This is a genomic window from Kutzneria buriramensis, assembly GCF_003387475.1.
Taxonomy (GTDB): domain Bacteria; phylum Actinomycetota; class Actinomycetes; order Mycobacteriales; family Pseudonocardiaceae; genus Kutzneria; species Kutzneria buriramensis.
This window is the reverse complement of sequence record NZ_QUNO01000002.1, coordinates 64,438-83,779: the sequence shown is the minus strand read 5'-3', so window position 1 is coordinate 83,779 and position 19,342 is coordinate 64,438. Positions and strand designations below refer to the sequence as shown.

20 protein-coding genes and 1 pseudogene are annotated in these 19,342 nt (G+C 71.2%); 6 read left to right on the top strand and 15 right to left on the bottom strand.

The window, feature by feature from the left end:
• Positions 1-75: 75 nt before the first annotated feature.
• The 3 genes from BCF44_RS05285 to BCF44_RS05275 form a co-directional block, all read right to left on the bottom strand.
• A complete protein-coding gene (locus BCF44_RS05285) occupies positions 76-3,042 on the bottom strand; it encodes a glycoside hydrolase family 3 C-terminal domain-containing protein (RefSeq protein ID WP_116172981.1) in 2,967 nt (988 codons plus the stop codon).
• A gap of 378 nt (positions 3,043-3,420) precedes the next feature.
• Entirely contained in the window at positions 3,421-4,992 is a 1,572-nt protein-coding gene (locus tag BCF44_RS05280; protein WP_116172980.1) for an FAD-dependent monooxygenase, read from the bottom strand.
• A gap of 486 nt (positions 4,993-5,478) precedes the next feature.
• A complete protein-coding gene (locus BCF44_RS05275; protein WP_116172979.1) occupies positions 5,479-6,153 on the bottom strand; it encodes a GntR family transcriptional regulator in 675 nt (224 codons plus the stop codon).
• A gap of 82 nt (positions 6,154-6,235) precedes the next feature.
• On the opposite strand from BCF44_RS05275, the pseudogene BCF44_RS05270 reads away from it, so the two are divergent.
• Positions 6,236-7,080, top strand: a pseudogene (locus BCF44_RS05270) (fumarylacetoacetate hydrolase family protein).
• Positions 7,080-8,003, top strand: coding sequence for a VOC family protein (locus BCF44_RS05265; RefSeq protein ID WP_116172978.1), 924 nt, complete (start codon positions 7,080-7,082; stop codon positions 8,001-8,003). Before BCF44_RS05270 ends, BCF44_RS05265 begins: the two are co-directional and overlap by 1 nt.
• Here BCF44_RS05265 and BCF44_RS05260 read toward each other — a convergent pair.
• Entirely contained in the window at positions 8,000-8,455 is a 456-nt protein-coding gene (locus BCF44_RS05260) for an Lrp/AsnC family transcriptional regulator (protein WP_211352898.1), read from the bottom strand. The genes BCF44_RS05265 and BCF44_RS05260 overlap by 4 nt on opposite strands.
• 106 nt (positions 8,456-8,561) lie before the next feature.
• Between BCF44_RS05260 and BCF44_RS05255 the strand changes: the two genes are divergently transcribed.
• A complete protein-coding gene (locus BCF44_RS05255; protein ID WP_116172977.1) occupies positions 8,562-9,017 on the top strand; it encodes a DUF2000 domain-containing protein in 456 nt (151 codons plus the stop codon).
• On the opposite strand, the gene BCF44_RS05250 is transcribed toward BCF44_RS05255, so the two are convergent.
• The 7 genes from BCF44_RS05250 to BCF44_RS05220 all read right to left on the bottom strand — a co-directional run bounded on the left by BCF44_RS05250 (position 9,000) and on the right by BCF44_RS05220 (position 14,397).
• Entirely contained in the window at positions 9,000-9,626 is a 627-nt protein-coding gene (locus BCF44_RS05250) for a VC0807 family protein (protein WP_116172976.1), read from the bottom strand. The two genes, BCF44_RS05255 and BCF44_RS05250, sit on opposite strands and share 18 nt — an antisense overlap.
• Before the next feature lie 105 nt (positions 9,627-9,731).
• On the bottom strand, positions 9,732-10,514 hold the full coding sequence (locus tag BCF44_RS05245; RefSeq protein ID WP_116172975.1) for an MBL fold metallo-hydrolase: 783 nt from the start codon (positions 10,512-10,514) through the stop codon (positions 9,732-9,734).
• Between the two features lie 54 nt (positions 10,515-10,568).
• A complete protein-coding gene (locus BCF44_RS05240) occupies positions 10,569-11,213 on the bottom strand; it encodes a response regulator (protein ID WP_116172974.1) in 645 nt (214 codons plus the stop codon).
• The gene (locus BCF44_RS05235; RefSeq protein WP_116172973.1) at positions 11,210-12,322 is read right to left on the bottom strand and encodes a sensor histidine kinase; all 1,113 of its coding nucleotides are present in this window, start codon (positions 12,320-12,322) and stop codon (positions 11,210-11,212) included. Before BCF44_RS05235 ends, BCF44_RS05240 begins: the two co-directional genes overlap by 4 nt.
• A gap of 36 nt (positions 12,323-12,358) precedes the next feature.
• Positions 12,359-12,877 (bottom strand): CGNR zinc finger domain-containing protein, encoded by a 519-nt coding sequence (locus BCF44_RS05230; RefSeq protein WP_116172972.1) that lies wholly within the window; start codon positions 12,875-12,877, stop codon positions 12,359-12,361.
• Positions 12,874-13,794 (bottom strand): ketopantoate reductase family protein, encoded by a 921-nt coding sequence (locus BCF44_RS05225; protein WP_116172971.1) that lies wholly within the window; start codon positions 13,792-13,794, stop codon positions 12,874-12,876. The genes BCF44_RS05230 and BCF44_RS05225 overlap by 4 nt, the downstream gene beginning before the upstream one ends.
• Before the next feature lie 39 nt (positions 13,795-13,833).
• Complete coding sequence (locus BCF44_RS05220) at positions 13,834-14,397, bottom strand: class I SAM-dependent DNA methyltransferase (RefSeq protein ID WP_116172970.1); 564 nt, start codon at positions 14,395-14,397, stop codon at positions 13,834-13,836.
• Between the two features lie 57 nt (positions 14,398-14,454).
• Between BCF44_RS05220 and BCF44_RS05215 the strand changes: the two genes are divergently transcribed.
• On the top strand, positions 14,455-14,928 hold the full coding sequence (locus BCF44_RS05215) for a GNAT family N-acetyltransferase (RefSeq protein WP_116172969.1): 474 nt from the start codon (positions 14,455-14,457) through the stop codon (positions 14,926-14,928).
• Here the strand turns inward: BCF44_RS05215 and BCF44_RS05210 are convergent.
• Both BCF44_RS05210 and BCF44_RS05205 read right to left on the bottom strand, forming a co-directional pair.
• The gene (locus BCF44_RS05210; RefSeq protein WP_116173545.1) at positions 14,925-15,881 is read right to left on the bottom strand and encodes a DUF1152 domain-containing protein; all 957 of its coding nucleotides are present in this window, start codon (positions 15,879-15,881) and stop codon (positions 14,925-14,927) included. The genes BCF44_RS05215 and BCF44_RS05210 overlap by 4 nt on opposite strands.
• Entirely contained in the window at positions 15,878-16,366 is a 489-nt protein-coding gene (locus BCF44_RS05205; protein WP_116172968.1) for a hypothetical protein, read from the bottom strand. The genes BCF44_RS05210 and BCF44_RS05205 overlap by 4 nt, the downstream gene beginning before the upstream one ends.
• Before the next feature lie 78 nt (positions 16,367-16,444).
• Here BCF44_RS05205 and BCF44_RS05200 point away from each other — a divergent pair, with 78 nt between their 5' ends.
• Entirely contained in the window at positions 16,445-16,636 is a 192-nt protein-coding gene (locus tag BCF44_RS05200) for a hypothetical protein (protein ID WP_116172967.1), read from the top strand.
• Here BCF44_RS05200 and BCF44_RS05195 read toward each other — a convergent pair.
• Together BCF44_RS05195 and BCF44_RS05190 are read right to left on the bottom strand one after the other, a co-directional pair.
• Positions 16,617-17,069, bottom strand: a complete 453-nt coding sequence (locus tag BCF44_RS05195) for an RDD family protein (protein WP_170217348.1) — start codon at positions 17,067-17,069, stop codon at positions 16,617-16,619. The two genes, BCF44_RS05200 and BCF44_RS05195, sit on opposite strands and share 20 nt — an antisense overlap.
• On the bottom strand, positions 17,047-18,090 hold the full coding sequence (locus BCF44_RS05190; protein ID WP_116172965.1) for a TetR/AcrR family transcriptional regulator: 1,044 nt from the start codon (positions 18,088-18,090) through the stop codon (positions 17,047-17,049). The genes BCF44_RS05195 and BCF44_RS05190 overlap by 23 nt, the downstream gene beginning before the upstream one ends.
• A gap of 93 nt (positions 18,091-18,183) precedes the next feature.
• Here BCF44_RS05190 and BCF44_RS05185 point away from each other — a divergent pair, with 93 nt between their 5' ends.
• Positions 18,184-19,335, top strand: a complete 1,152-nt coding sequence (locus tag BCF44_RS05185; RefSeq protein WP_116172964.1) for a cytochrome P450 family protein — start codon at positions 18,184-18,186, stop codon at positions 19,333-19,335.
• The last annotated feature ends 7 nt before the right edge of the window (positions 19,336-19,342 follow it).

Sequence of the window (19,342 nt, the reverse complement as noted above, 5' to 3'; positions counted from 1 at the left end):
CTGTGTTTGTGAGCGCGACTCGCGGGGGTTGGAGCGGGGCTCGGCGGCAGGGGGTGTCGAGCCCCGCTCCGGGGATCAGCTGCCGGTGGTCACCGAGATGGCGCCGGTCAGCGGGAGGTTGCGGGAGGAGTCGCCGACGAAGACGCCGTACGAGCCGGTGTTGGTGGTCCACGCGGTGCCGGACCAGTGGGCGAGATCCCGGGGTGTCAGGGTGAAGGTGACGGTCTGGGACTGCCCCGGCGTCAAGGTGATCTTCTGGTATCCCTTCAGCTGGTGCGGCGGCTCGCCGTTGGCGGCGGGCTGTCCGACGTAGAGCTGCGGCACCTCGGCGCCGGTGCGGGAGCCGGTGTTGGTGACGGTGGCCCGCACGGTCGCGGAACCGTTGGCCTGCGCGGTGATCGACAGGTTCGAGAAGCCGAAGGTGGTGTACGACAGGCCGAACCCGAACGGGAACAGCGGCGTCACGTTGTGCGAGTCGTACCAGCGGTAGCCGACGTTCATGCCCTCCGAGTACTCGATGCGGTCGTTGGCGCCGGGGAACTGCTGCACCGTCGACGCCGGCACGTCGCCGAGGCTCTTGGGGAACGTCACCGGCAGCTTGCCGGACGGGTTGACGTCGCCGAACAGCAGCGAGGCGATGGCGTCGCCGTTCTCCTGCCCCGGGTACCAGCCCTCGACGACCCCGGCGACGCTGTTGATCCACGGCATGGTCACCGCGGAACCGGTGTTCAGCACGACGATGGTCCGCGGGTTGGCCGCCGCGACCGCGCTGATCAGGTCGTTCTGCGAGAACTGGAGGTCGATCGACGACAGGTCGTCGGTCTCGCTCTCCCCGTACGAGGCGAAAACCACCGCCACGTCGGACTTCTGGGCCAGCGCGACCGCCGACGGGATGTCCGGCGTCTGCACGTGCTCACCCGCGCCGGCGACCCACTGCACGCTCACGCCGGTCCCCGCCCGCTTGGTGATGCCGTTGATCGGGTTCACCGCGGCCGGCGACGGGTTGACCTTGGCGCTGCCGCCGCCGATGTTCTGCGGGTCGATGGCGTCCCCGCCGAGCAGCGCGATGGACTTCAGCGACGACGCGTTCAACGGCAGCGTCCCGTTGTTCTTCAGCAGCACCGATCCTTGCGCGGCGACGTCCTGCGCCACCTGGGTGTGCGCGGCGCTGGTGACAACCGCGCCGGTGCTGCCGGTCGCCCCGTGGTCGAACAGCCCGAACCTGAACATCTGGGTCAGCACCCGCCGGGTCATGTCGTCCACGGTGGACTGACTCACCTTGCCCTGGTTGACGGCGTCGAGCAGCGCCTGCCCGAAGAACGCGCCGCCGGGCATCTCCATGTCCAGCCCGCCGTTGGCCAGCTGCGGGGCGCCGCCGGTGGCCGAACCCCAGTCGGAGCCGACGAATCCGTCCCAGCCGGTGGCCTGCTTGAGCGCCGTGTTCATCACGCCCGAGTCCTGGCACGCGGGCGTGCCGTTGATCTCGTTGTACGCGCACATCACCGACGCCGCCTGCCCCTGCGTCACCGCGGTCTGGAACGCCGGCAGGTAGATCTCGTGCAGCGTCCGGTCGTCGATGATCACGTTGTCGGACGGCGTGCCCCGGGACGCCCCGCCCTCGACGTTGTACGCGGCGGCGTGCTTGACCTGCGCCATCACGCCCTGCCCCTGGATGCCCTGCACGGTGCCGACGGCCGTCTGCCCGGCCTGGTACGGATCCTCGCTGTAGGTCTCGAAGTCCCGGCCCCAGCGCGGATCCCGCACGATGTTGATCGTCGGCCCGAGCACGATGTTCGCGCCCTTGCCGGCGAACTCCTGCCCCATCACCGTGCCGTAGTTCTTGGCGGCGTTGACGTCCCAGGTCGCCGCGAGCGCGGTCGGGTCGGGCAGTTCGGTCACGCCGTCGAGGCTGTCACCGACGCCGGCCGGCCCGTCCTGGAGTCCCATCGCCGGCACGCACAGCGCCGGGATCGGGTCGGTGTTGCCGATGTACGGGCCGGTGGCGCCGTTGCCGTGCAGCACGACGACCTTCTGCGCGTTGGTCATGGCGGCCATCAGCTGGTTCACCCGGTCCGCGATGGGCGCGGTGGACTTCACCCACGGGCAGTTGCCCGGCGGCGGCGTGGTGGTGGTCGTCGGCGGGGCGCCGACGGTGTGGATGATGAACTCCCACAGGGAATATCCCCACTGGGTGGCCCGCTGCGTGCCGTACATCCGCACGTACCGGCCGGATCCGGACACGGTCAGCGTCTGGTTGCCGGCGATGCCGGCCATCGGCTGGGTGAGGTTGCTCCAACTATTGCCGTCAGTGGAGATCTGCACCTGGAACTGCGCCGCATAGGCGGCTTCCCAGTCGAGTTCGACGCCGCACACCTGGCGCACGCTGCCCAGGTCGACCTGGAGCCACTGCGGGTCGGACGCCTGACTGGACCACCGGGTGCCGGAATTGCCGTCCACGGCGGCGGAGGCCGGGAACGCACCGGCGTCCTGTGTGGACAGTGCCGTCGCCGGCTGGTTCAGCGCCGAGTTCACGGTGGTGTTGCACGTGCTGCCGCCGGCGTCGTCGCCGTAGACCTGGAACTCCCACAGCGAGTAGCCCCACTGCGTGGCGCGCTGGGTGCCCATCATCCGCACGTAGCGGCCGCTGCCGGACACCGACAGCGTCTGGGTGCCCACGATGCCGGCCGTCACCGGCGTGAGGTTGGTCCAGGTGTTGTTGTCGCCGGAGATCTGGATCTGGAACGCCTGCGCGTACGCGGTTTCCCAGTTCAGCACGATCTGGGTGACCGAGTGCGTGCCGCCGAGGTCGACTGCCAGCCACTGCGGGTCGGTGGCCGCGCTGGACCAGCGGGTGCCGGGGTCGCCGTCGACGGCGGCCGAGGCCGGGAAGGTGGCGTTCTGCGTGGACGAGGCGGTGGCGGGGCGTCCCTGGGAGAGCAGGGCGGGCGCGGCGTGGCCGACGCCGGGCACGGTCAGCAGGGCGATGACGATCACGGCCGCGAGCGGGGCGAACAGCCACGCGGGCCAGCGGGCGAGTCTCATGGGAGCGGCGAACCCTTCGCGCGGGGGGCAGGGACCGGCGGCTCGCGGTTGGCCGGCCGGGAGGTGGGCCCGGCCGTGGGAACGCTCTCACCATCAGGCTACGGCGGTTGTCAACGGTGTCGCCCTTGACGGCGAGGTGACGGCGCTGTTAACTCGTGACACACCTCCGGAACCGGTTCCGGAGCCCTGCCCCTCCACCCGGGTCGGCCGCCCGATCCCGCTCCCTGGCTCGCGGGGACCGGCGGCCCGACCGGCACGAACCTGCGCACGCACGGTCGACCCGGCCCCGGGCAGTGGGGCCCGCGCCGAGCACCGGCCGTGACAACTCCACAGACCGGCCGGGTCGCCGTGGCGGCGGCGACCCGGCCCCCTGAACGATCAGCAGGCGCCGCGCACCATGTCCGCCAGCAGCAACGGATCCGCCGGCAGTTCCTGCCCGCGCCAGGCGACGTGGTCGTCCGGGCGCACCAGCACGTACGGACAGCGGTACAGCTCCGAGACCCGGTCGTCGGGGCACAGCACCACCTCCAGCGGCACACCGCGCCGCCGGAAAGCCCGCTCGACCTCCACGATCCGCTCGCTCGACTCGAAGCACAGCAACACGAAGCCGTCGCCGAAGACGTCCAGAGTGGACACTCCGGGCCGCAGCCACCCGTGGGCGGCCCGGAACCCGGGATCGCTGCTGGGCCGCCACGGCGCGGTCATCTTCACCTCGTCGCCGACGACCAGCGACGACCGGTAGCCGTGTCCGAAGTGGACCTCCGGCGCGTCGACGTCCCAGTTCGCGACGCTGTCGGCCAGCTGCATGCCCAGTTCGGTGCGGGCCAGCACGCCCTCGCACGTGTCGTCCCGCAGCCGCGGCGACAGGTCGTCGTCGGCCCGGGACCGCATGGCGATGCCCACCGCCTCCAGGCCCTCCAGCGCGACCGGCCGGCGCTCGGCGTCATAGCTGTCGAGCAGCTCCGCGCCGGCCCAGCCGGCCCGCTCGGCGGCGAGCTTCCACGCCAGGTCGGCGGCGTCGGCAATGCCGATGTCGCAACCGAAACCACCCGGCGGCGACAGCGTGTGCGCGGCGTCGCCCACCAGGAACACGCGCCCGGACCGGTAGCGGTCGGCGACCATGTGCGGCAGCTGGGTGGCGTCGTCGCGCACGATCTGGGTCGGCGTGTCGAAGGCGATCGCGTCCCGGACCAGGGCGGCGGCATCGGTCGCGCCGGCCTCGCTGCCCACGGTCAGCTTGTACGTGCCGTCGCCGTCCATGGCCTGCAACGGGTAGCGCCGACCGTCAGCCCGGAGCAGGAAGTACGTCAGCGCCGGTCGGTGGCCGCGTGCGGCCAGTCCCTCGGACAGCTTCGGCGCGCGGAACACGATGGTGCGCAGCAGTTGTGGCTCGAACCGGGACGTCGCCTGGATGCCGCAGGCGCTGCGGACCATCGAGCACGGTCCGTTCGTCGAGACCAGGTAGCTCGCGCGGATGGTGACGCCGCGGCCGTTGCGCATGTCCATGACCCGCGCCGTGACGCCGGCGTCGTCCTGGGCGAAGCCGTCCAGCCGGTGGCGGAACAGCACCGCGCCGCCCGGGTGCGTGCCGACGGCCGTGATCAGGACCGGCAGCAGCCAGTCCGCCGGGCACATCTGCTCCGGCTCCGGCGTGTGGGTGTCGTGGGTGAGCCGCTCGAAGCGGTGGATCTCGTGCCCGCCGACCTGCGTGACCCAGGCGATGTCGGTCGGGCGCGAGCCGGGGAACTCGGCGCTGCGGATCTTGTCGGCCACGCCCCAGCGGCGGAACAGCTCCATCGACCGCGGGCCGATCACGCCGACCTCGGGCGTCCGCACCCGGCCGTCGCCGCTGTCCAGCACCAGGCAGCTGACGCCGCGGCGCTCCAGGTCCAGTGCCAGCGCGAGGCCGACCGGATCGGCCCCGGCGATCAGCACCTCGGTCTCGTCCACTTCGTCCCACCGCCTCCGCGTCCCGGACAACTCGTTCACACCGGCGCCGAGCGTGGCCCGCCGAGACGGAACGGCGGATCGAATACGCTCACGACCAAGCCCCCCATCGCGGCCCGTGCCGCATTCGGGCCAATAATGCGCATGCCCCCGCCTAACCGGTCAAGTCCGCCTGCCCGATCGGCCTTGTGTTCGGTGCCCGAATTGATGCGCATGACGAAAGCGGTCCGATGACCGGAATTGCATACAACCCATGTTATGTAATAATGTAACCCGGCCGCAGTCGGTGAACACTTCCCCAGTAGTGGTGTCGACCAGCGGGTTTGCCAAAGCAGACGGGTTCGGATGTTCCGTCATGCGGTAATACGAAGTTCCAAGAAAGGCTTTACCCAACCACTCGCTGTGGGCGTGGACACATAGTTTGCCGCCCTTACGAGTGAACCGCGCCGACTTGTGGCGCGCGATGGGTAGCGTGACCATCCTTCACGCTCACTCCACGGCGGAGTCGATCAGCAGCTTGGACGTCGTGGAGATGTGCTCGCCGAGCAGTCGCACGGCCACGTCCACATCGCGGGCGATCGAGGCCTCGAGGATGGCACGGTGTTCGGCGGCGACGTCCCGACCCTTCGCCTTTGCCGGCGTGATGGACCACTGCCGGTAGAGCTCGGCCTCGTCGCGCAGCCCGATGGCGACCTCCCGCAGCCGGCGGTTGGCGCACCCGGCCAACAGCGCCTCATGGAACGCGGCGTGCGCGGCGGCCCAGTCGGCAGTGGACCGGGCGGGGTTGTCGGGGTCCAGGTACGGGGCCCGCTCCAGCAGGTGGTGCGCGGCGATGGCGTTGGCCTCCCAGCGCACGTCGCCGTCGCTCACGGACATGCGCAGCACCAGGCATTCGATCTGGACGCGGGCCACGGTCAGCTCGGCGAGGTCGTCCACGGACAGCGGCGTCACCACATATCCCTGGTGCGCCTGGCTGCGCACGAGGCCCGCGGACGCGAGCCGGGTGAGCGCCTCGCGGGCAGCGCCGACGCTGGTGTCGTAGCGGCGGCACAGCTCGGGGAACTTCAACCGCTGCCCCGGCGACAGCACGCCGCCGAGGATGTCCTCACGAAGCCGGGCGTGCACGCCGTCCGTCCGGGTGACGCCGGCGCCACTTGTAGCCATGCGCAGACCCTAACCCAGTGCGAACGTTGACCCAACTTTCGAAAGTTGTTTGAATCGGGTGACGACCCGAGGGAGGCACACCATGAGGCTGGCCGACATCGCGGGGCGCGCGGCCGTCGTGACCGCGCCCGACCGCGCCGTGGACCTGGCGGACGCCAGCGACGGGCGATTCTCGCCCGACATCCAGCTCGCCTACGAGCGATGGGACGAGGTGAAGGCGTTCGCAGCGGCGCTGGACGCCACGAAGGCGGCCCCCGTGTCAGCCTCCGACTTCGGCAATCCGGTTCCCCGCCCGCGTCAGATCTTCGCCATCGGCCTCAACTACGCCGAGCACGCCAAGGAGTCGAAATTCTCGGTGCCCGACGAGCCGACGGTGTTCACCAAGTTCGTCACCTGCCTGACCGGCCCGACAGGCGAGATCGCGCTGCCGCCCGGCGACGTGGACTGGGAGGTCGAGCTGGTCGCGGTGATCGGCAACCGCGCCGACCACGTGTCCGTCGCCGACGGCTGGGACCACGTCGCCGGCCTCACCGTCGGCCAGGACCTGTCCGAGCGCATCCTCCAGCGCTCCGGCCCCGCGCCACAGTTCAGCCTGGCCAAGTCCCACCCCGGCTTCGGCCCGCTCGGCCCGGTCGTCGTGACCCCGGACGAGCTGCCCGACCGCGACGACGTCGAGCTGGGCTGCCTGGTCGACGGCGAGCAGCTCCAGAAGGGCCGCACCAGCGACATGGTGTCTCGGTGCCGGAGCTGGTGTCCCGGCTGTCGGCGATCACCCCGCTGCTGCCCGGCGACATCATCTTCACCGGCACCCCGTCGGGCGTCGGCATGGGCCGCACCCCGCAGCGCTACCTCAAGCCGGGCCAGGAGCTCGTCACGTACATCGACGGCATCGGCACCATGCGGCACACGTTCACCGGAGGTGCGTGATGGCACTGCACGGGCTGGCGTCCTTCACCATCGGCGTGCCGGACGTCGCCGCTACCGTCGACTACTACGAGGAATTCGGCCTCACCGCCGGCGAGGACGGCTGGCTGTCCAGTGTGGACGGCGGCCGCCAGCTGCGGGTGGTCGAGTCGCCGACGCGACGGCTGCTGGAAGTCGTGGTGCGGGCCGACCACGGGGACGACCTGGGCGCGATCTCGTCCCGACTGTCCACGATGGACATCGTCACGCGGACCACGCCGGACAGCGTCACCGCGGTGGAACCGGCGACCGGCGTGCGCGCCGTGGTCCGCATCGCGCCACGCCTCGAACAGGAGCCGACCTCGCTGCCGCCGCAGAACGGCCCCGGCCACACCGTCCGCGCCAACCAGCGCGCGGCCGGCGTGCTGCGGGAGAACCGGGTGCGCCCCCGCCGGCTCGGCCACGTGGTGATCGGCTCCACCGACTACCCCACCACTCAGCGGTTCTTCGGCGAGGGCCTCGGCTTCAAGCTCAGCGACGAGATCAGCGGCGAGGGCGCGTTCCTGCGCTGCTCCACCGACCACCACAACGTGCTGGTGCTGCGGGCGCCCGTCGCGTACATGCACCACAGCTCGTGGCAGGTGGACGACATCGACGAGGTCGGCCGCGGCGCCGCGACGATGCTGGAGGGCCATCCCGAGCGGCACGTCTGGGGCCTCGGCCGGCACCACGCCGGCTCGAACTTCTTCTGGTACCTCAAGGATCCGGCCGGCAACTTCTCGGAGTACTACTCCGACATGGACTGCATCGTCGAGGACGCGGTGTGGCGGCCGGAGGTGCTGGAGGGCGCGAAGGGCCTGTTCAACTGGGGCCCGCCGCCCCCGCCGTCGTTCCTCAAGCCGGAGGACCTCGGCGCGCTGATGACCGGCTCGCACTCGGTCGGCTAGGCGGGCTCGATCCGCGGGTTGCGGATGTGTTCGTACACCACGCTTGTCCGCACGTCCGCGACCTCGGGCCGCCCGGTGAGCCGGTCGATGACAAAGCTGTACAGGCTGTTGTTGTCCGGCACCGCGACGTGGATCAGGAAGTCCTCGCTACCGGAGACTACGAACACCCCGACCGTTTCCGGCAGGCGGGACACCCACTGCCGGAACGCCTCGATGTGCCGCCGCGACGGCGGCCGGATCCGCACCGCGATCAGCGCCTGCACACCACGGCCGATCGACGGCAGGTCCACGTCCACCAGGTAACCCTTGATCACGCCGCGCTGACGCAGGCCGCGGAGCCGCTCCAGCGACGTGGACGGCGACACCCCTACGGCCGCGGCCAACTCCCGGTTGGTCTGCCGCGCATCGTGCTGGAGGGCCAGCAGGATCGCCTCATCAAGTTCGTCCAACATCCCGATTTCCGCCCGTCTGTCGAACTTTGTTCGGCAGTCATGGTAAGTGCTGGTGACTCCGCCTAGCATCTCGTGCAATCACCGCACACCATGAGGAGCCCCTGGGATGCTGCCCGCGTTCGCCCCCGACGAGATCCGCATCGACCGGTCCACCCGGGACGCCCGGCTGAAGTGGGTGATGGTCGTGGACCGCGACCTCAACCCCGGCCTGATCGCCAACGCCGTCGGCTGCCTGGCCGCCGCCGTCGGCAACGCCATCCCCACCCTGCTCGGCCCCGGGGCCGCGGACGCCGTCGGCGACTTCCACCCGGGCCTGCCGTGGACCGGCTGCTCGGTGCTGGCGGCGGACCGCACGAAGCTGACTTCCATACGGGCCAAGGCGATCGGCAAGGTCGGGCTGTACGTCGTCGACATGCCCGAACCCGCTCAAACCAGCCGGGTGTACCAGGATTACCTGGACACGGTGGCGAAGTCGGCGGAGCTGAGCTACTACGCGATCAGCCTGGTGGGGCCGAGGAATCTGGTCGACAAGCTGGTCGGCGGGCTACGCCTGCTGAGCTGATCCCGTCTGGGTCGACTCCCTCTCGGCGGCCCAGCGCCGGCGCACGAGGAAGATCACCAGGAAGCCGGCGGCGATGATGCCCCACCCGACCGGGTTCGACACGGCGAGAAACACCTCGGTCGGCAGCGTCAGCGCCAGCACCACGGCCACCACCGTGTGCAGCGTGAACATCGTGCCCAGGATCAGCGTGAGGATCATGGCCCGGGCCTTGGTCGGCTGGCGCATCGCCGGGTTGCGCCGGCCCATGTAGTGCATGATCACGCCGACGAGTGGCCGTCCGACCAGCGCCGACAGCAGGAAGATGACGCCGATCGGGCCGGTGACGAGCACACCCTGCACCTTCACGATCAGTCCGTCGCCGCCGGTCAGCAGCTGTGCCGCGACCGCGACCACGAAGCCCACCAGCGAGATCACCCCGACGACGTCGACCTTGCGCCGGATGGCGAAGCCGCCGAGGGTGATCAGCAGCGGGATGGCGCCGGCGATGATCAGCGGCGTCACGTCGTCCGCGAAGTACGGCCGCGTCAGCGTGTACACGACCAGCGGCACCACCGCGTTGAACGCGATGCTCGGCACGAACCTCCGCAGCTGGACCGTCTGCGTGGTCATCTCTTCCTCCCCGAATCCGTGTGGACCCAGGGTCGCGCCCACGGGGTGCCCGGGGCGTCGGCGCGGGGATGGAACCAGGGTTGAGAGCCGTCTCAACCCTGGGGTCTAGCACGCGAACTTGGCGCCGTCCCGGGCCACCACGCCGCCGTCGAAGTGTGTCGGCAGCACACGGGCGCACCGATCGGCCGCCCAGTCCAGGATCCGCCGCCGCGACCGGCGGGCCCTCGCGCCGTCCAGGCAGACCGTGCTGTCGGCGTCCGGTTCCAGGATCTGCGCCGGGCTCTGCAACAGGTCGCCGACGAACACCGCCTCGTCACGGAGTTTCAGCACGCTCGATCCCGGCGTGTGACCGGGTGCGGCCTCGATCACGATGCCGCCGGCGAGCACGTGCTCGTCCCGCCACAGCACCGCCTGCCCGGCCTCCACCACCGGCCGCACGCTGTCGGCGATCGCCGGATCGTCGTGGAAGTGCTCGTAGTCCAGGGCCGGGATCAGGTAGTGGGCGTTGGGAAAGGTCGGCACCCACCGCTCGTCCACCAGCCGCGTGTTCCAGCCGACGTGGTCGGCGTGCAGGTGGGTGTTCACCACGAGGTTCACATCGTCCGGGCGGACGCCGGCCGCCGCCAGCGCGACCAGGAAGTCGGTCTGCAACCCGTCGAACGCCGGCGTGTCGGGGCGGTCCTTGTCGTTGCCGATGCCCGTGTCGACCAGGATCGTGCGGCCGCGGTCGCGGATCACCCAGGTCAGCGAGCTGTTGACCAGCCGGCCGCCGGACGCGTCCCACAGGTGCGGGCGGTCGTCCCAGAACCGCTGCGGCAGGTCGGCGAACATCGCGGTGGGCGGCCGGGTCGGCCACGCCCGCTCCAGCACCCGGACGATCTCTGACATGCGCCGATCATCGCCCACCGGGCCCCGGCACCGGATCTGTCAGATGACTGTCCCTCAGCGCACCGAACCGGTCTCCCACGCCCAGATGGCCACCTCTGTCCGGTTGCGGGCGGCCAGCTTCCGTTGCACGGCCCCGAGGTGAGTCTTCACCGTGGACAGCGAGATCACCAGCTCGGCGGCGATCTCGGCGTTGGTGCGGCCGCGCGCCACCAGCTTGACCACGTCGAACTCGCGGTCGGTCAACGGATCCAGCGGCTGGCGGTCCGCGCGGGGTTCGGCGAAGTGGGCCAGCAGGCGGGCGGTGATCGACGGCGACACCAGCGCCTCGCCGTGCGCGGCGGCGTGCACGGCCTCGATCAGCAGGCCCGGGCCGGCGTCCTTGAGCAGGAAGCCGCACGCGCCGGCGCGCAGCGCGGCGTGCACGTTCTCGTCCAGGTCGAATGTCGTCACGACGACGACCCGCAGCGGGTCGGGGACATCCGGCCCCGCGAGCAGGCGCGTCGCCTGGAGGCCGTCGACCAGCGGCATCCGGATGTCCATCAACGTCACGTCCGGCCGGAGCCGGCGGGCCAGCGACACCGCCTCGCGGCCGTCCGCCGCCTCGCCGACGACCTCGATGTCCGGCTCCCCGTTCAGGATCAGCCGGAAACCGGTCCGCACCATGGCCTGATCGTCGGCCACCAGGACCCGCAGGGTCACACTGTCCTCCCCAGTGGCAGCCGCGCGGCCACCCGCCAACGCTGGCCCGGCACCGCGCCGGCCTGCACCGTACCGCCCAGCGCCGAGACGCGCTCGGTCATGCCGACCAGGCCGTAGCCGCGGTCGTCGGACGGCGTGGACCGCACGCCGTCGTTGACCACCTCGACCAGCAGCCAGTCCCCGTCGGTGCGGACCTCCACGTCGATGTGCTTGGCGTGCGGGGCATGCCGCCGCGCGTTGGTCACCGATTCCATGATCACTCGGTGCACGGTGGTGGCGGCCTCCGGCGTGACGGCGTAGCTGTCCAGTCCATCTTGGACGGTCAGTTTCGCCTGTGACGGCGTCGCTTGTCGCACCGCCTCGAGCAGGCCGCTCGGGATGGTGGCGACCTCGCCGTCGGTGCGGAGCATGCCGACCAGCCGGCGCATCGCCGCCAGCGCCTCCGCCCCGGCGTTCTCGATCTCGCCGAACACCTCGTCGCGTTCCGGCGCGACCCGCCGGCCGGCCTGGGCCAGCACGACCACGCCGGTGACGTGGTGCGCCACCAGGTCGTGCAGCTCCCGGGCGAGCAGCAGCCGCTCGCCGGAGCGCACCTCGGCCAAGGCGTTGCGGCGCCTGGTGTCCGCGTCTCGTTGTACGAGCCCGATCGCGAGGGATCCGCCCCACAGCAACGTGATCGGCACCGCGGGGAGGGCACCCAGGCCGTAACGGAGCAACGCCTGCGCGATCATCGCCACCGCGCCGGCGAGCACGACAACGCCGGCGGGGACCGGCTTCAGGCGTCGGCTGGCCGAGCCGACGAGCAGGGCCATCGCCAGCAGCTGCGTGACGTCCAGCTCGACCGGCAGCTGGGTGGTGAGGAAAATCCCGGTGGCGGCAAGGGAAAGTGCCGCGACGACCACGCCAAGCAGGAGCACGTGATTCGGGAATCGGCGGCGCAGCAGGGCCAACGCGGCGACCGCCGTCGACTGACCGAACGCCAGTTCGTACGCGACCGAGCCGAACAGGCCCGTCGGCATGCCGGCCCGCGCCGCCCAGCCGATGTCCACGGCCAGCGACAGGCCGAGCACCACGCACTCGGCCACCAGCGGGCCCCGGCGGTGACTCATGGGTCAAGATCCTGCCCGCGGCCGCGGCGGGCCGCCTCAGCCGAAAGTCTGATGCCGGGACCGGAATGCCCGCACGTTGGCGGCGTTTCCGCAGGTGGCGACGTCGTGCCAGACCCGGCTGGCGTTGCGGGAGCGGTCGTAGAAGGCGACCGGGCAGCGCGGGTTCCGGCACAGCTTGAGCCGCGGCCAGGTGCCGGTCGCCCGAGCCACCAGGCATTCGGCGGCGGTTGCCGCCCGCAGCCAGGCAGTGCCGTTGGCGGTCGGCGTGGCTTTCGCCTCCTCGCCGTCGATGGTGATCTTTATGGCACCGGTGAACGCCGCCGGCTCGCCGCGGACCAGGCGTTGCAGGGTGTCGCGGAGTTCCCGCAGGTCGGCGAGTCCTTTCGCGGTGAGGTCCGGCGGGGACGGCAGGATCTCCGCCAGCCAACCCCGCGCCGTGTCCAGGTCGGCGAGCAGATCCGCGCTCTTGCTCGTCGGGGCCGTGTTCAGCAGCTCCTGCGTGAGCCGCAGCTCCGGCGGGGCCGCATCGAGGCCGTACCGAGCGGTTGCGGTCATTTCTGGGCGAGCCTGTTCTCGTACACGCGCATCGCGACCGTCGCCAGCTCCAGCAGCGGCGTCGGCACGTCGAGCTGGCGGGCGCGGTCCACCATGTCGCCGAGCAGGTGGTCGGCCTCCGTCGGATAACCGCTGGTCAGATCGCGGTACATCGAGGTCGCCGCCGGCGAACCCGGGGCCGTCGCCATCGCCTTGAGGCCGGCGCGCGCCTGGTCCGACACCGGGTAGCCGGACGCCGCCGCGACCGCCGCGCACTCGTCGACCAGGTCGGCGGCGAAGCGCGCGCCGCCTGCCGCGACGACCTCGCCGACCGTGCCGCGCAGCAGGCAGGTCTCGGCGCCCGCGGAGGCGATGAACACCCACTTCGCCCACATGTCCGCGTCGATGTGATCGGAGAGCACCGCCGGGAAGCCGGCGTTGCCGAGCGTGCTGTGCAGCTCCGCCAGGCGTCGCGGGGACGTGCCGGTGCGCGCGCCGTAGGCCATGTCCTCGAAGTCGCCGACGCGCAGGATGTCGCCGTTCTCGTCCACGGTCGTCTGCACCTTGACCACGCCGCCGAGCACCCGATCCGCCCCGAAGCGCTTGTCCAGCGCGTCCAGGTGCCGCATGCCGTTGAGGAACGGCATGATCAACGTGTCGGGTCCGACGGCCGGCGCGAGGTCCTCGATCGCCCGGTCCAGGCCGGTGGCCTTCACCGACACCAGGATCGCGTCGTACGTCTCGGTGATCTCGCCCGTGACCAGGATCTTCGGGTGGATCGTCGTGTCCTGGCCGCCGCCGTGCACGCGCAGGCCCCGCTCACGGAGGATCTCCGCCCGGCGCGGCCGCACCAGGAACGTCACGTCCCGGCCGGCCGCCGCCAGCCTCGCCCCGAACAGCCCGCCGGTAGCCCCCGCCCCGATCACCAGGATCCGCACGCCACGCCCCTCTCGTAAGACCTGTCTCCAGTTTGTATCTTACGCCTCGCTGACCAGGAGGTATCGCTCGTCGTCGATCGGGCCGCCCCAGAGGGCCGGATCGGTGAGGGGGTGGATCGTCGCTTGCCGGCGGTGTCCGAGGACTGCCGTCTTGCACTCGTCGGCGGTGAGTCCGGCGCCGGTGGACCAGCGGCCCTCGACCAGGAGCAGGAGGCCGGCGGGTCGCAGCAGCTTGATCCATGTGGACAGTGCGTTCGGTGGCAGCGTCCACAACACGTGACGGGCGAAGACCACGTCGTAGGCGGCGGCGTCGAGGGGCGGGTCCGCGGCGTCGCCGAGCCGGAAGTCGGCGGTGGTGGCTTTGGCACGGGCGATCTCCAGCATTTGCGGGGAGAGGTCGACGCCGTGCACCTCGTGGCCGGCTTCGGCGAAGAGGGCGGAGATGCTACCCGTGCCGCACCCCAGATCCGCGATCCTGAGCCGGCGGGCGGGCGATGCCAGTTTCGGCAACAGCAGTGCCGTCCAGGCGGCTCTCACCGAGGGGTCACGGAGACCGTGATCCGGCTCGTCGTCGAAAGTCGCGGCCTGCTCATCCCAGGACATACCGCGATGATCCACGACTTCAGGGGGTGATGGTCGGACATGGGGTTGAATGGGCTCATGATCGTGCGAGCGGCACGCGCCGAGGAACTGGCCGAGGTGGGCGAGCTGCGGGTGGCCGCGTACACCTCGCAGCACCTGTTGGACCGGGTGCCGTGGTACGCGGATCGGCTGCGGCGGCTCGGGGAACACGGTGAGGTGCTGGTCGCGGTGGACGGGGACAAGATCCTCGGGACGGCGCTGCTGGAGCGGTGGCACGAGGACAGCGAGCTGGCGGCGGGGCCGGCGGACGCCGAGATCCGGGCGTTCGCCGTCGCGCCGGACGCCCAGGGGCGAGGGGTCGGGCGGATGCTGGTGCGGGCGGTGGTGGAACGGGCCGCGGAGCTGGGGGCGAGGCGCGTGCTGCTGTCGACGCAGCCGATCATGCTTGCCGCACAACGGCTCTATGAAGAGGCGGGCTTCGTCCGCGCTCCCGAACTGGACTTCGAACCGGCCCAGGGGTTCACGATGCTGGCGTATCAGAAGGAACTCTAGTGCGGCAGGCTGCGGCGCGGGCGGCGGGACACGTTGTCGCGGTATTCCTCGATGGCGTAGGCGATGTCGTGGATTGTCGTGGTGTGTTCGAGGCGGTCCAGGTACTTCACGGTGCGGGCCAGGAGAAGCAGGTCGACGGTGAAGTAGACGGCCATGAGCGGGTTGACGAACAGCTCGCTGCCGGAGGTGCGGGTGGTGACATGGATGTCGCCGAACTCGCCGCGGACGGCGGCGGCGATCTGGCCGTTGACGATACTCGGGCGCAACGGCGTGGCGGCCTGGGCGTGGGCTACGGCGTCGAGATAGGCGAGGGCCTCGGGTGAGTCGGGTGGGATGGACAGGGCGCCGAGATAGCCGCCTTCTCGTTGCAGGGCAGCGAGATTCTCCAGCACGTCGACGTGGCTGACGCCATGGAAGGCGTCGATGCCGAAGCCGAGGCTGACGACGAGCCGGTCGACGTCGGACAGGCCGGCGACGGCGGCGAGGCTGGCCATGTCCTCCTCCGGCGTGCCGAGCCCGGCCTCGTCGCCGCGCATGAAGATGTCGGTGCCGCCGTCGACCAGCACGATGGCGTCGAGGTCGTAACGTTTGACGAGCGCCGTGTAGGCGACGCGGAGGGGCTGGACGCCGGTGCGCGGGAAGGCGTGCACGGCGGACGGGAGCCCTTGCGCGGCAAGCCAACGGGACAGGGTGCGCTCGGGGAAGTAGCCCTCGCCACCACGGCTGTCGGGGGTGACGAGGGCCAGTGCCGGCTCGAGCCAGTCGTCGATGTCCAGGCCGTCCAGGTTGCTGAACGACAGGTTGGCGAGGTGCACCTCCTTTCCCATGGCGCGCAACGCGGTCGCCAGCGGCAGGCCGGCGTACACGTCGAAACCGCCACCGGCGCCGGCGAGCAGGATCCGCCTCGAATCGGCGAGCCGGGCGAAGAGCGGCGGCACGGCAAGGGAACTCACGACCAGCACCTCTCCAGGTGATCCAAGGCGTCGACGGCGTCGGTGAACTCGGTGATCTCGCCGTTCTCAGCGAGAACTCCGCAGCGGTAAGGAACCTTGCCCATCGAAGCCGCGACGGAGTCGAAACGGAACAGCACCTCGGGGCAACGGTTGCAGGCCAGCCAGGCGGCGTCGGTCCGGTCGGGCAGCCGCTCCTCGATCTCCAGGCCGTCCCACGTGTCCTCGACGATGCGCCACAGGGGCTGCGAGGAATCCGGGCAGAAGCGCAAGGCATCCCGCACGCGCTCGCTGTAGGAACACGCGTCGCGCACGCGCGCACGCAGGCCCGCATCGATCGGCAGGTGCGCCCCGGACAGGTAATCGACGGCGGTCTCGAAGGCCAGCTCGACCTCGGCGTGACCGGCGTAGTCCCAGACCATCTCCACCTGCGCGGGCGGCAGCAGCGCGCACAGCTCGGCCAGCACCCGTTCATCCCGCAGCCGCATCAGATCGTCCGAAAGTCTGAGTCGGGACCGGTCGCCGGATCGAGGTGGCGGGCGCGGCGCGGGCCGAAGATCGGTGCCATGACCAAGGAGCTTGGCACCTCGTTGCTGCGTATCGGAACTGCTTTGGTGGTGATGGTGGCCGCGGTCCACATCTACGTCGCTGCCCACGAGGCCACGGACCAGCTCGTGTGGCAGGGCCTCCTGTTCATCGCCGGCTTCGGCCTGCTCGTGCAGGGCATCGTCGGTCTGGTCACGCGGCGTCGGCGCTGATCCGCACGACCAGCGTCCGCGCGACCAGGTCGCCGACGCGCTGGTGCCGCGAGCTGACCACCATGACGATCAGGCCGGTCAGGCCGAAGGCGAAGCCGTCGACGACCTGCAGGAGCCACCGCAAGGCGTAGGTGCCCAGCGACGGGACGCTGCCCCACTCGGTGACGATCCGCAGCCCCAGCAGCCGCATGGCGGGCGTGCGGCCGCCGGTGCGGTAGGGCACCCACACGTCGACGGCCAGGCCGCCGATCAGCAGCGCGACGAGGAAGACGATCGGCGGCAGGAACCACAGCGACCGGTCGTCGAGCACGGCGAGCACCAGTCCCACCAACAGCAGGAACGCCGGCACTCCGACGATCAGCCGGTCGAGCAGCCACTGCACGCAGCGCCGCCCTACCACCCGGGTCTCGTCAACAGACGGCGTGACCGGCACCGAAACCCTCCGCCCGTCGGATGATCCGCCCGTCCCGCACGCGAATCGCCACCTCGGTGCCGTCCACAACGGACGCGACGCCGGCCGCGGCGGCGAACGCGCCGGCGTCGTCGGCGACGATCTGCACGCGCGGCCAGGCCGAATGCGGGAACGCCTGATGCAGGCAGGCGCGGAACTCGGCGATCACCAGCCGGGCCAGCGCGGACAGCTCGGCCGGCTCGGCGGTGACGAACGCGATCGTCACCTCGTCGCTCGGCGAGGCGGCGCGAAGCATCTCCTCGGCGGCGGACAGCCGGTGCAGGCCGAGGATCGCCACCACGCCCCTGCCGGTCCGGACCGGCTCGCGGTCCAGGAGGTCGATCGCGTCGGGCGGGTTCCAGGGCTCGTCGACGGCCCGGAGCGGGGCGACGATCGGCGGCACCGGCGGGAAGGTGTCGCGAAGATCCAGGTCGGCGAAGGCCTCGCAGGCCGTCACGACGTTGAACGGCTCCATGAAGCCGGGCGCGGCGGCGGCGAGCTGGCTCGCGCCGTGCAGGAGCGTCAGCGCGGACTCGGCAACCCGGACCTTCCGGCCCGCGACCGGGTCCAGCCGCTCCAGGGCCAGCCCGAACAGGCTGGCGATGAAGCGGGTGAGCTGCGCGAACGGGCGGCTGGTCTGCTCGGACGCCATCACCTCGGGCATCAGGTCCAGGCCCAGCCGCGCGGCCTCCCGGTCGGTGGCCAGCGGCAGCCGCGCGACCCAGGCCCGCGCGAACGCGCCGAGCGCCTCGCGGGGCGTCAGGCCGACGTCCGGGTTCGGCGCCGGCGTCGCGTTCTCGGCGTCCTCGGCCAGCACGGCGAAGTACAGCGCGCGCTTGCCCGGGAAGTTGGAGTACACCGCGCCCCGGGTCAGCTCGGCCCGCTCGGCGATGACGTCGATCTTGGTCTCGCGGAAGCCGCGCTCGGCGAACTCCGCCCGCGCCGCCGCCAGCACCCGGGCCCGGTTGCGCTCCTGCGCCTCCGCTCTGGTCAGCCGAGCCACTGTCCCTCCCTCGTTGCGCCGACGCCGCCGCGAAGATACCGTCACCACTCAGATGGTAGAAACATATGATCTCATCATCTGAATGGAGCGACCATGCGGCTCGACCCGTCCGACCTCGCTGTGCTGCTCGATCCGGTCTCGACCTACGCGGCCGCCCGCGCCGACTCGCCGGTGGCCCAGATGCCGGTGCCCGGCCTCGGCACGTTATGGATCGTCACCCGGCACGAGCACGCCCGTACCGTGCTGACCGACGCCCGCTTCCGGCTCAGCCGCGCCAGCTACCTGCGGCCGTCGGGCCTGCCCGATACCCCCAACCTCGGCGAGATCGACGGCCCGGAGCACTCCCGCCTGCGCCGGCTCGTCGCCCCCGCGTTCACCGCCCGCCGCGCCGCCGAGTTCCGTCCGCGGGTCGAACGGATCGTGCGAGCCCGGCTGCAGAGCCTGCCGGCCGAAACGGATCTGCTGCGGGACTTCGCCCAGCCGCTGCCCGTAGAGGTCGTCTGCGAACTGGTCGGCATCCCCGAGGCCGACCGCCCGCTGTGGCGGCGCGTCGGCGTCGCCGTGTCCGCCGGTCAGGGGCAGGCCTTCCAGGAGGCCATCCCCGACATCGTCGCCGGCGCGCGGGACGCGGTCGCCCGCCACCGCACCGAACCCGGCGACGACGTGCTGACCGAGCTCGTGCAGACCGAGGCCTCCGACGACGAGCTCGTCATGCTCGTCTGGCACCTCCTGCTCGCCGGCCAGACCCCCGGCAACCTGATCGCCAACGCCGTCGAGGCCCTGCTGCTCCACCCCGACCAGCTCAAGCTGCTGCGCGACGATCCGGCGCTGATGCCCCGGGCGGTCGAGGAACTGCTGCGCTGGTGCACCCCGCAACTGCTGACGGTGCCGCGCTTCACCACCGAGGACGTGGAGATCGGCGGCGTCACCATCCCCGAGGGGGAACGGGTCGCCGTCTCCATGCTGTCCGCGAACCGCGACCCCGCCGCCTTCCCCGACCCCGACCGCCTCGACCTCACCCGCGCCCCGGGTTCCTTGAGCCACCTCGCTTTCGCGCACGGCGCCCACTTCTGCCTCGGGGCCGCGTTCGCCCGCGTGGAGTTGGACGTCGCCCTCACCGAGCTGCTGCGACGCTTCCCCGACCTGCGACTGGCCGGCGAGCCGCAGCGCGCCCCCGACCCCGGCACCTGGCGGCTGGCCACCCTGCCGGTGCGGACCGACGAAGTCACGCCCGACGCGGAATAGCCGGCCG